Source organism: Saccharomonospora iraqiensis subsp. paurometabolica YIM 90007, from assembly GCF_000231035.2.
In the GTDB taxonomy this organism is placed as follows: Bacteria; Actinomycetota; Actinomycetes; order Mycobacteriales; family Pseudonocardiaceae; genus Saccharomonospora; species Saccharomonospora paurometabolica.
On sequence record NZ_KI912261.1, the window covers coordinates 37099 to 48376 of the forward strand.

The 11278-nt window shown below is 71.3% G+C and carries 9 protein-coding genes; 6 read left to right on the top strand and 3 right to left on the bottom strand.

All coding sequences use genetic code 11. The features are described from left to right. Positions 1–491: 491 nt before the first annotated feature. Positions 492–1115, bottom strand: coding sequence for a uracil phosphoribosyltransferase (gene upp / locus SACPADRAFT_RS0222815; protein ID WP_007024934.1), 624 nt, complete (start codon positions 1113–1115; stop codon positions 492–494). Positions 1116–1203: 88 nt separating this feature from the next. Here upp and SACPADRAFT_RS0222820 point away from each other — a divergent pair, with 88 nt between their 5' ends. The 5 genes from SACPADRAFT_RS0222820 (at position 1204) to SACPADRAFT_RS0222840 (ending at position 6559) form a co-directional block, all read left to right on the top strand. Beyond that, the gene (locus SACPADRAFT_RS0222820) at positions 1204–1869 is read left to right on the top strand and encodes a DUF1707 SHOCT-like domain-containing protein (protein ID WP_007024935.1); all 666 of its coding nucleotides are present in this window, start codon (positions 1204–1206) and stop codon (positions 1867–1869) included. Between the two features lie 51 nt (positions 1870–1920). After that, entirely contained in the window at positions 1921–3222 is a 1302-nt protein-coding gene (locus SACPADRAFT_RS0222825; protein WP_007024936.1) for a serine hydrolase domain-containing protein, read from the top strand. Between the two features lie 88 nt (positions 3223–3310). Beyond that, a complete protein-coding gene (deoC, locus tag SACPADRAFT_RS0222830; protein ID WP_028662691.1) occupies positions 3311–4264 on the top strand; it encodes a deoxyribose-phosphate aldolase in 954 nt (317 codons plus the stop codon). Then, positions 4264–5709, top strand: a complete 1446-nt coding sequence (locus SACPADRAFT_RS0222835) for an aldehyde dehydrogenase family protein (protein WP_007024938.1) — start codon at positions 4264–4266, stop codon at positions 5707–5709. Before deoC ends, SACPADRAFT_RS0222835 begins: the two co-directional genes overlap by 1 nt. Beyond that, positions 5696–6559: an aldehyde dehydrogenase family protein gene (locus SACPADRAFT_RS0222840; RefSeq protein WP_007024939.1), complete on the top strand. Its 864-nt coding sequence runs from the start codon at positions 5696–5698 to the stop codon at positions 6557–6559. The genes SACPADRAFT_RS0222835 and SACPADRAFT_RS0222840 overlap by 14 nt, the downstream gene beginning before the upstream one ends. Before the next feature lie 120 nt (positions 6560–6679). Here the strand turns inward: SACPADRAFT_RS0222840 and SACPADRAFT_RS0222845 are convergent, their stop codons facing one another. Beyond that, a complete protein-coding gene (locus SACPADRAFT_RS0222845; protein ID WP_007024940.1) occupies positions 6680–9220 on the bottom strand; it encodes a DEAD/DEAH box helicase in 2541 nt (846 codons plus the stop codon). A gap of 143 nt (positions 9221–9363) precedes the next feature. Between SACPADRAFT_RS0222845 and SACPADRAFT_RS0222850 the strand changes: the two genes are divergently transcribed. Further along, on the top strand, positions 9364–10671 hold the full coding sequence (locus SACPADRAFT_RS0222850) for a hypothetical protein (RefSeq protein ID WP_007024941.1): 1308 nt from the start codon (positions 9364–9366) through the stop codon (positions 10669–10671). 100 nt (positions 10672–10771) lie between these two features. Here SACPADRAFT_RS0222850 and SACPADRAFT_RS29385 read toward each other — a convergent pair. Then, positions 10772–11278 (bottom strand): MFS transporter (locus SACPADRAFT_RS29385; protein ID WP_007024942.1); only part of this gene is annotated, 507 nt, incomplete at its 5' end.

Here is an 11278-nt window from a genome sequence, read left to right on the forward strand (position 1 = left end):
ACTTGCATGTGTTAAGCACGCCGCCAGCGTTCGTCCTGAGCCAGGATCAAACTCTCCAACAATGAACAGTAAAATCCGAGACCCACATGTCTCAAAGAAACCCACAAAAAAGGGGCAAACCCCACCCACCAAAACAGGTGAGGCATCAAAGCTCTACTAGCTGACAATCACTAGCGCACTGTTGAGTTCTCAAACAACACCACAAGATGTTTTCTCGGTTTTTCCCTCCGAGCGACACCCACCCTAACAACAACCCCGGAAGGCTCTTTCAAGGGGGTGACCACTCACCCGGAGTGAGGAACACCCACTCTACCACAACCATGGGAGCTTGGTTCATGTTCCCCCACCGAGTAACCCGAACTCCCCCTCTCGGAGGGCCCGTCCGGTCTCCCCGGCGACGAAGTAAACACTACATACCCGCCCAACCCCACCCGAAAGGGGGGGTCCCTTTTTCGATCTTCGCAGCTCACGCGCCCCGTACGCCGTGTCCGTCAGAGTGGCCCGTACTGCCGGTCGCCGGCGTCGCCCAGGCCGGGAACGATGAAGCCGGACTCGTTGAGGCGTTCGTCGACGCTCGCGGTCACCACGCGCACCGGCAGCTCGGACCTCTCCAGACACGTGATCCCCTCCGGGGCGGCGAGCGCGCAGACGGCGGTGACGTCGGTGGCACCGCGTCCGGTGAGCAGCCGGATCGTGTACTCCATCGAGCCGCCGGTGGCCAACATCGGATCGAGCACGACGACCGGGCGCTCCGCCAACGACTCGGGCAGCGACTCCATGTACGGCGTCGGCTGCAGAGTCTCCTCGTCGCGCGCCAGCCCCACGAAGCCCATCTGCGCGTCCGGGATCAGCTTGTGCGCCTGGTCGGCCATGCCGAGGCCGGCCCGCAGGACCGGCACCAGCAACGGTGGATCCGCCAGCCGGAAGCCGTCCGTCCGGGCCACCGGCGTGTGGATGCGCTCGGTCAGCAGCGGCGCCTCCCGCATGGCCTCGTAGGTGAGCATGACGGTGAGTTCCTGCAGCGCCGCGCGGAAGGCCGCACTGTCCGTGCGCGCGTCCCGCATCGTGGAGAGCCGGGCCTTGGCCAACGGGTGTTCGACGACGTGCACATCCATGGCCGTCACCCTAACGGCGCGGGGTCGGCCCGGTGTGGATGCGGAGAACGGGGATGAACCGGGCCGTCGGCCTCGCTAGGCTGGTCACGTGGACGACGAAGCCGGACACGGCGAGTACACGCGCATGCGGGCCTCGGACGCCGACCGGGAGCGGGTCGCGCGGACCCTGCACGACGCGCTGGGCGAGGGCCGGATCACGATGAGCGAGCTGGAGGAACGGCTCGACACCGTGTACGCGGCGAAAACGCTGGGCGAGCTGGAACCGGTGCTGACCGACCTGCCCGGAGCCTCGGTCGCACCGTGGACACCCGACAGTCCGCCCGCCGCGGCGGCACCGCCGGAGCAACGGATCGGGGGAACCCCGGGGTCGACGTTCTCGATCGCCGTGATGTCCGGGGCCGACCGCAAGGGCAACTGGGTGCTGCCCGCACAGCACAACAGCTTCGCGTTCTGGGGCGGCGTCGAGATCGACCTGCGGCAGGCCCGCTACGCCGAGAAGCACTGCACCATCACCGCGGTCGCGATCATGGGTGGTGTGGACATCACGGTCCCCGACGACATCGTCGTCGAGGTGACCGGCCTCGGGTTCATGGGCGCGTTCGAGACGAAGAACAGGAAAGGGGCGTCCGACTCCGCACCGCCCGGAGCCCCGGTCGTGCGGATCAACGGGCTGGCCCTGATGGGCGGGGTCGAGGTCAAACGGGTGCCCCGCGAGCCGCGGCGGCGGGGCCGCGAACGGGACGAACACGACTGAGTCCGGCCACAGCGGCCGCGACCGCAACGACACGGAAACTGGGGGAACGACATGCGACGGCGTCACCGTGCGCTCGCTGTGCTGATGACCTGCGGCCTGCTGGCCACCGCCACCGTCGGGTCGGCGGTGGCCGCCGGTGCCCCCGGCACGTCGGCTCCGGCACCCACCGCGGACCCGGCCGCCGGAGACGGGAGCGACAGCCGGATCGGGGCGGGATTGGCGGCCGCGGTCGAGGCGGGCGTCCCGGGCGCCTTCGCCGTGGTCTCCGACGGTGCGGATCCGCGGCAGGTGCACCGCGGTGTCCGGCGCGTGTTGACCGGCCACGACCTCCGGACGGACGGACGGTTCCGGGCCGCCAGCGTCTCGAAGACCTTCACCGCGACCCTGGTGCTCCAGCTCGCCCAGGAGGGCAGGCTGGGTCTCGACGATCCGGTCGCCGACCACCTCCCGGACCTTCTCCCGTACCCCGAGCCGATCACCGTGCGGCACCTCCTCCGGCACACCAGCGGCCTGCCCAGGGACCTCCCTCCCGAGCACAGCTGGGGCACGCTGCCGGAGCTGGCCACCGAACGGTTCGTGAGCCTCGACCCCGCCGAGGTGGTCCGACTCGGGACGGAGGGCAGACCCCTGCGGTTCACGCCCGGCACGGACTGGTCGTACTCGAACCTCGGCTACACGGTGCTCGCGATGCTGGTGGAGCGGCTCACCCACCGGCCGTACGAATGGGTACTGCACCACCGGATCACCGGCCCGCTGCGACTGACCGACACGGCGACGGTGCGGAACTTCCCGCTGCTCCCGCACGCGGCGACCAGAGGGTACGAGCGGTTGCACGGACCGGACGCGCCGTTGACCGACCTCACCACCTACAACTATTCGCGGTACTTCGGCTCCGGGAGCATGCTCTCCTCCGGTCGGGACCTGAACCGCTTCTTCGACGCGCTGTTGCGCGGTGAACTCCTCGACGGCCCCATGCTCGCGCGGATGAAGGAGACCGTGCCCGCCACCGACGACGAGGGCAACTACCTCGGGCTGGACTACGGGCTCGGCCTGATGCGCCTGCCACTGGCCCCCTGGTGCCCCGACGGGCCCGATGTGTGGGGGCACGACGGCTCGCTGCCCGGCTTCGGGGTGCTCACCCTGCACACCGGGGACGGGGAGACGGGGGTGACCGCCGTGCTGAACCGCAACATGACGGCCCCTCCGGACGCGGCCGCGTCCTGGACCCTGGCGGCGGTGTCGGCGTTCTGTTCCCCGGGTGGGCAGGCGGGCACCTCCGACGCGCCGCGGGAGACGGTCCGGGACCGGCCGGTCCTGCCGATGCCACGGGACGGGCGGCCCGCCAGGCGCTGACACCGCGGGCCTGCACAGGACCGTGGTCGCGGGACACCGGCCGTCCGAGGTCGCGGCCCGGCCCCCCGTGACCGCTACCCTCTCCGCCATGGCAACAGCTACCCTGCCGGCCGAGCTCGCCGACGCGATCCGCGACGAGCGAAGTCTGCGCCGGTTCCTGCACGGCCTGCCCGGGGTGGACCGGGTCGGTCTCGAACAGCGTGCCGCGACCCTGGCCACCCGCAGCATCAAGAAGGCGGCGAAGCGGTGGGCGATCGACGCGGCGATCTCCATGGTGGACCTGACCACGCTCGAGGGCGCCGACACGCACGGCCGCGTGCGGTCACTGGCCGCCAAGGCCCGGCGCCCCGACCCGGACCGGCCGGAGACCCCGGCCGCGGCGGCGGTGTGCGTCTACCCCGACCTGGTGTCCACCGCCGTCGAGGCACTGACCGGCAGCGGCGTCGGCGTCGCGAGTGTGGCGACCGCCTTCCCGTCCGGACGTTCCGGCCGGGAGGTCAAGCTCGCCGACGTGCGGCTCGCGGTCGAGGCCGGCGCGGACGAGGTCGACATGGTGATCGACCGGGGCGCCTTCCTTCAGGGCCGGTACGGGGCGGTGTTCGAGGAGATCCGCGAGGTCCGGCAGGCGTGCGGCGGGGCGCACCTGAAGGTGATTCTGGAGACCGGCGAGCTGGCCACCTACGACAACGTCCGCCGGGCCGCCTGGCTGGCGCTGCTGGCGGGCGGGGATTTCGTGAAGACCTCCACCGGCAAGGTGTCCCCGGCGGCGACGCTGCCGGGCACCCACGTCCTGCTGCGGGCGGTGCGGGACTTCCACCGGGCCACCGGAGACCGGCGCGGGGTGAAGGCCGCGGGCGGGATCCGCAGCACCAAGGAGGCCGTGCGGTACCTGGTGGCCGTGCACGAGGTCGCCGGCGGGGAATGGCTCACGCCGTCGCTGTTCCGGTTCGGCGCCTCCGGCCTGCTGAACGACCTGCTGCTGCAACGGCGTACCCAGCTGGACGGCCACTACAGCGGCCCCGACTACCTGACATTGGACTGATGGGCGTGAATCTCTGGGAGTACGAACCCGCGCCGGAGTCGCGGGAGGTGGCCGGCCTGAAGTCGCGGTACCGGCCGTTCGTCGGCGGCGAGTTCGTCGACGGCGCGGGCACGCCGCTGCAGTCGGTGAACCCCGCCACCGAGGAGGTGCTCGCCGAGGTCGGCACGGCGGGTCCGGCCGACGTGGACGCGGCGGTGAAGGCCGCGCGCAAGGCGTTCGAGCGCACCTGGGCACCCATGCCCGGCGCCGAGCGCGCGAAGTACGTCTTCCGCATCGCGCGGCTGCTCCAGGAACGCGCGCGCGAGCTGGCCGTGCTGGAGACGTTGGACAACGGCAAGCCGATCCGGGAGTCGCGGGACGCCGACATCCCGACGGCCGCGGCACACTTCTTCTACCACGCGGGCTGGGCGGACAAGCTCGACCACGCGGGCCTGGGCCCGGACCCGCGGCCGCTCGGGGTGGCCGGCCAGGTGATCCCGTGGAACTTCCCGCTGCTGATGCTGGCGTGGAAGATCGCCCCGGCGTTGGCCACGGGCAACACCGTGGTGCTCAAACCGGCCGAGACCACGCCGCTCACGGCGCTGGTGTTCGCCGAGATCTGTCAGCAGGCCGACCTGCCGCCCGGGGTGGTGAACATCCTGCCCGGCGCCGGGGACGTCGGCGCCGCCCTGGTGGAGCACGACGGCGTGGACAAGGTGGCGTTCACCGGGTCCACCGAGGTGGGTAAGGGCATCCAGCGGACGCTGGCGGGCACGCGCAAACGGCTGACCCTCGAACTCGGCGGCAAGGCGGCGAACATCGTGTTCGACGACGCCCCACTGGACGAGGCGGTCGAGGGCATCGTCAACGGGATCTTCTACAACCAGGGCCACGTCTGCTGCGCCGGCTCCCGGCTGCTCGTGCAGGAGTCGGTGGCCGACGAGCTGCTGGAACGGTTGCGGGCCCGGGTGTCCACACTGCGGCTCGGCGACCCGCTCGACAAGAACACCGACATCGGCGCGGTGAACTCGGCCGAGCAGCTCGCCCGGATCCGGGAGCTGTCCGACTCCGGCGACGCCGAGGGGGCCACGCGCTGGACGAGTCCGTGTGCGCTGCCGGAGCGGGGGTACTTCTTCGCGCCGACCGTGTTCTCCGACGTCGCGCAGTCGATGCGGATCGCCCGCGAGGAGATCTTCGGCCCGGTGCTGTCGGTGCTGACGTTCCGCACCCCGGAGGAGGCCGTCGCCAAGGCGAACAACACACCCTACGGCCTGTCGGCCGGGGTGTGGACGGAGAAGGGATCCCGGATGCTGTGGCTGGCCGAGCGGCTGCGGGCCGGGGTGGTCTGGGGCAACACGTTCAACCGGTTCGATCCCGCCGCACCGTTCGGTGGCTACACGGAGTCCGGCTTCGGGCGCGAGGGCGGCCGGACGGGTCTGGAGGCGTATCTGCATGTCGCGAGTTGAGGTGGCCAAGACCTACAAGCTCTACGTCGACGGGAAGTTCCCGCGGTCCGAGTCGGGCCGCAGCTACCCGGTGACCGACCCGAAGGGGCGGTTCCTGGCCAACGTCTCGCAGGCTTCCCGCAAGGACCTGCGGGACGCGGTGGCGGCGGCGCGGAAGGCGTTCGGCGGCTGGTCCGGTGCGACGGCGTACAACCGGGGCCAGGTGCTGTACCGGGTGGCGGAGATGCTGCAGGACCGGCGCGAGCAGTTCGTCGCCCGTGTGGGCGAGGCCGAGGGGTTGTCCGGCCGCAAGGCGGAGGCCGTCGTGGACGCGGCCGTGGACCGGTGGGTGTACTACGCGGGCTGGACCGACAAGATCGCCTCGGTGCTGGGCGCGGCCAACCCGGTGGCGGGGCCGTACTTCTCGTTCACCACACCGGAACCCACCGGGGTGGTCGGGGTGCTGGCCCCGCAGCGGTCGTCGCTGCTGGGGCTGGTGAGCGTGCTCGCGCCGGTGCTGGCCACGGGGTGTACCGCGGTGGTCGTCACCAGCGGCGAGCGGCCGCTGCCCGCCGTCACGCTCGCCGAGGTACTGGCGACCTCGGACGTGCCCGCCGGGGTGGCGAACGTGCTCAGCGGCAGCGCACTCGAACTCGGCCCGTGGCTCGCCTCGCACGCCGACGTCAACGCGCTCGACCCGATCGGTGCCGGTCCGGTCGGGAAGGTCGAGATGGCGCGCGCGGCGGCGGACACCGTGAAACGGGTCCTGGACACCGGCGACGAGGAACCGGACTGGACCGCGCGCCCCGGGCTCGCCCGCCTCCGCAACTGCCTGGAGGCCAAGACCGTCTGGCACCCCCTCGGCACCTGACCCGCCGACTCGCGGGCCTGGACCGTCAACTCGCGGGCCCGAGCCGTCAACTCGCGGGGCGGCCGGCGAGTTGCCGCTCCGGGCCCGCGAGTTGCCGGGTGGTGCCCGTGAGTTGACGGGTCAGAGTTGGTTGACGTCGGTGACGGTGATCACGGCCGTGCCGGTCTCGTCGGAGGCGCCGAGGTCGACCTCGGCGCTGATGCCCCAGTCGTGGTCGCCGGCCGGGTCGGCGAGGATCTGGCGGACCCGCCAGATGCCCGGCTCGGGCTCGCGCTCGATGAGCAGCAGGCCCGGACCGCGGGCGTCGGCGTCGGTGCCGATCTCGTCGTACTCGGCGAAGTAGTCCGCCAGCGCGTCCTCCCACGCCCCGGCGTCCCACCCGCAGTCGCCGTCCAGCGCACCGAGCGCCGCGTAGTCCTCGCGGGCGGCCAGCTGCACCCGGCGGAACATCTCGTTGCGCACCAGCACCCGGAACGCGCGCTCGTTGCGGGTGACCGGCTGCGGCCCCTCGGAGACGGTGTGCCTGCCGGTGTCGTCGGCCGCGGCCTCCTCCGGGTGCCGCAGCGCCTCCCACTCGTCGAGCAGACTCGAATCCACCTGGCGCACCAGTTCCCCGAGCCACTCGATGAGGTCCTGCAGCGGTTCGCTCTTGGCGTCGTCGGGCACGGTGCGCCGGAGAGCGTCGTAGGTGTCGGCGAGATAGCGCAGCAGCACCCCCTCCGACCGCGCGAGGCCGTAGTGGCCGATGTACTCGACGAAGTTCATCGCCCGCTCGAACATGTCCCGCACGACCGACTTCGGGGAGAGCTCGTAGTCGGCCACCCACGGGTGCCCCTGGCGGTAACGCGAGTAGGCCGCCTCGAGCAGCTCCTCCAGCGGCTTCGGGTGGGTGACGTCCTCCAGCAGCTCCATCCGCTGCTCGTACTCGATGCCCTGGGCCTTCATCTCGGCGATGGCCTCGTTGCGGGCCTTGAACCGCTGCTGCGCCAGCACCTGCTTCGGGTCGTCCACCGTGGCCTCGACGATGGACACCACGTCCAGCGCGTAGCTCGGCGAGTCCGGGTCGAGCAGCTCGATCGCGGCCAGCGCGAGCGGGGACAGCGGCTGGTTCAGGGCGAAGTCGAACTGCAGATCCACCGTGAGCCGCACCGTCCGGCCCTGCTCGTCCGGCTCGTCCAGCCGCTCGACCACCCCGGCGGCGAGCAGCGCGCGGAAGATGGCGATCGCGCGCAGGATGTGCCTGCGTTGGGCGGGCCGGTCCTCGTGATTGTCCTCCAGCAGGTGCCGCATGTGCGCGAACGCGTCCCCGGGCCGGGAGACGACGTTGAGCAGCATCGCGTGGGTCACCGAGAAACGCGAGGTCAACGGCTCGGGCTGGGCGGCGACGAGGCGGTCGAAGGTGCTCTCGGTCCAGTTGACGAAACCCTCCGGCGCCTTCTTGCGGGTGACCTTGCGCTTCTTCTTCGGGTCGTCGCCCGCCTTCTCCAGCGCCTTGGCGTTCTCGATGACGTGTTCGGGGGCCTGCACGACGACGTGCCCGTCGGTGTCGTAGCCCGCGCGCCCCGCACGACCCGCGACCTGGTGGAACTCGCGGGCCTTGAGATGCCGCTGGCGGGTGCCGTCGAACTTGGTCAGCGCCGAGAACACCACGGTGCGGATCGGCACGTTGATGCCGACACCGAGGGTGTCCGTACCACAGATGATCTTCAGCAGGCCCGCCTGGGCGAGCTGCTCGACGAGGCGGCGGTACTTCGGCAGCATCCCGGCGTGATGGACGCCGATGCCGTGCCGCACCAGCCGGGACAGCGTCTTGCCGAACCCCGCGGAGAACCGGAAGTCGCCGATCGCCTCGGCCAGGGCGTCCTTCTCGGCACGGGAGCAGACGTTGATGCTCATCAGTGCCTGTGCCCGCTCCACCGCGGCGGCCTGCGAGAAGTGCACCACGTACACCGGGGCCAGTCCGCCGTGCAGCAGCTCGGACACCGTCTCGTGCATGGGCGTCGTGGCGTAGCGGAAGGTCAACGGCACCGGGCGTTCGGCGGAGGTGACCACCGCGGTGTCCCGGCCGGTGCGCCGGGTGAGGTCGGACTCGAAGAACGAGACGTCGCCGAGGGTGGCCGACATGAGCACGAACTGCGCCTCCGGCAGCTCCAGCAGCGGCACCTGCCAGGCCCAGCCGCGGTCCGGGTCGGCGTAGAAGTGGAACTCGTCGGCCACCACCTGCCCGACGTCGGCCTCCGCCCCGTCCCGCAGGGCGAGGTTGGCCAGGATCTCGGCGGTGCAGCAGATGATCGGCGCGTCCGGGTTGACGCTGGAGTCGCCGGTCATCATGCCGACGTTGTCGGCGCCGAAGGTGTCGACGAGGTCGAAGAACTTCTCCGACACGAGCGCCTTGATCGGCGCGGTGTAGAAGCTGCGCACGCCGTCGGCCAGCGCGGCGAAGTGCGCACCCACCGCCACCAGGCTCTTCCCCGAGCCGGTCGGGGTGGAGAGAATGACGTTGGCACCGGAGACGACCTCGATCAGCGCCTCCTCCTGCGCCGGGTAGAGCTCCACGCCCCGCTCGGCGGTCCAGGTCGTGAAGGCGTCGTACAGGGCGTCGGGGTCGGCGCCCTCGGCGTCGGCCTCGTCGGGAAGGCGGTCGGTGAGAAGTTCAGTCATCGTGCCTGAGATCGTGTCACTGGCGGCCCCTTCGCGTGAGGGGTGATCGCGGTTCGGAGCCGGAACCCGTAGGCTTCGCCTTCACGGCCGACTTCGAACGCAGTGGTGAACCGGCACGTGCACAGGTGTTCCCGGAGGGCGGAATGGCTCAGGATATCATCCCGATCGAACTCGGGCTGCCACAAGGCGATCTGGTGACCCTGTGGGCGCCACGATGGCGGGAGGACGGCGAGGAGTGGGAGGCCTTCCTCGGCGACGAGGACGACCTCTACGCGTTCCGGGACTCCGCCCACCTGGCGGCGTACGTGCGCACGGCCACCGAGCACGACCTGGTCGACCACCCCGCCTGGCACACGGTGCCCGCCCTCAACGTGCCCGAGCTGATCCCCGACGACGACCACTGCTTCGACCTCGTCGGCGTGCCGGAGATGGTGGCGGGCGAACCCGACTCCTGGACCCTGAGCGAGCTCGCGGAGATCGTCAACATCGTGCGGTCGCTGGCGGACGTGTGCGAGCTGGACGACGTGCACGAGGTCCTGGACGGCTGCCAGGCGTTCTCCCTGCTCGACCAGGGGCAGCTGCCGTTCTCCGGCCGGGACGGCACCCGGCTGTGGAACGACCTGTCCCAGACCGTCTCCGAGAAGTGGGACGTGGTGCTCGACTCCGTCGACGAGTTGATCACCGTGCCGGAGGTGGACTCCGCCACGCTCGACCAGACGACCGAGGAGCTGGCCGCCTTCCACGAGGAGTCGGCCGAGTCCGAGGCCGGGGTCGACTCGGACGAGCGGGAGGACCTGGACGCCGTCTACGGGGGCTCGGCGACCACCGGCGAGGCCACGGACACGGACGAGACCGCCGACTCCGCCGACGGGACCGACGACGCCGACGAGGCCGCGGGGTTCTGGACCGAGGTCGGCATCGACCCGATCAAGATCGTCACGTCCGACCGGGAGCACTTCACCCTGCGGTGCTATCTCGACGACGACCCGGTCTTCCTCGGCTCCGACGGCCGCATCGAGACCTTCCCCTCCGAACGCGCGCTGGCGCGGGCGCTGGCCGAACCCGGCGACCTGGCGCTGACCGACCTCGCCGAGGTGTCCACCTGGGACGAGGTGCTGACCAGCGCGACGGCGGGTGAGCTGGAGGTGGACGTCGACCCGGAGAACACCTACGTGCTCACCGGGCTGGCCGACGACATCGGCTCCGGGTTGGAGGCCATCGACCCGAGTCAGCTGGAACTCGCGGTGGAACTGCTCACCGACGCCGCCGACTGGGCCGGCGACGACAGCGTCCACGAGGCGCTGGCCGGCTCGGAACGGCTCGGCTGGCTGGTGTCCTTCGTGGTCAGCCCCGACCCGGACCGGCTCGCCCCGAGCGCGCCGTTCGACGCCGAGCAGAAGACCTGGCGCACCCTCGTGGAGAACTTCGAGACCCGCCTGCACGCGAACTGACCCCGCACCCCGGGTGTTTCCGTGAGGGGCACTTTCCCTGCGCCCGGTGCCGTGAGGGGCACATTTCCTGCGTGGGACGCAGGAAATGTGCCCTTCACGGTCACCTGCGCGCGGGCTCCGCGGTGACCGGGGTCAGCGGGGCGGCCAGGAGGGGGAAGAGGGCGGCGAGGGCGAAGGCCGTGGCGTAGCCGCCGCCTTCGGCGATGACCAGGCCGAGGACGGGCGGGGTCAGCGCCGCCGTGAGGTTCTGGGCGGTGTTCTGCGCCCCCATCGCGCGGCCCGCCCACGCCGGGCCCGCCAGCTCCGCCGAGGCGGTGAAGCCGAGTCCGTTGTCGCTGACCGTGATCACCGCGGCCGGGGCCAACGCGAGCACGGCGAGCCACGGCAGCCCCGCGTCCCCGGCCGCCAGCAGCAGCATCGCGACCGCCGCGGCCACCGCGATCACCCGGACCGGGGCGAGCCTGCTGCCGACCCGGTCGGACCAGTGCCCCACGCCGAGCCTGCCGAGGGCCCCGGCGCCCTGCACGGCGGCGAGGAACCCGCCCGCGGTGGTCGCCTCCCATCCGTGCACGGACACCAGATACACCGGCGCGAACGCCGACACCGT

Excerpts from the sequence above, each read along its gene's own strand:
- SACPADRAFT_RS0222835 (WP_007024938.1), top strand. The coding sequence starts at position 4,264 with ATGGGCGTGAATCTCTGGGAGTACGAACCCGCGCCGGAGTCGCGGGAG.
- deoC (WP_028662691.1), top strand. The coding sequence starts at position 3,311 with ATGGCAACAGCTACCCTGCCGGCCGAGCTCGCCGACGCGATCCGCGAC.
- SACPADRAFT_RS0222840 (WP_007024939.1), top strand. The coding sequence starts at position 5,696 with ATGTCGCGAGTTGAGGTGGCCAAGACCTACAAGCTCTACGTCGACGGG.
- SACPADRAFT_RS0222850 (WP_007024941.1), top strand. The coding sequence starts at position 9,364 with ATGGCTCAGGATATCATCCCGATCGAACTCGGGCTGCCACAAGGCGAT.
- SACPADRAFT_RS0222845 (WP_007024940.1), bottom strand. The coding sequence starts at position 9,220 with ATGACTGAACTTCTCACCGACCGCCTTCCCGACGAGGCCGACGCCGAG.
- upp (WP_007024934.1), bottom strand. The coding sequence starts at position 1,115 with ATGGATGTGCACGTCGTCGAACACCCGTTGGCCAAGGCCCGGCTCTCC.
- SACPADRAFT_RS0222825 (WP_007024936.1), top strand. The coding sequence starts at position 1,921 with ATGCGACGGCGTCACCGTGCGCTCGCTGTGCTGATGACCTGCGGCCTG.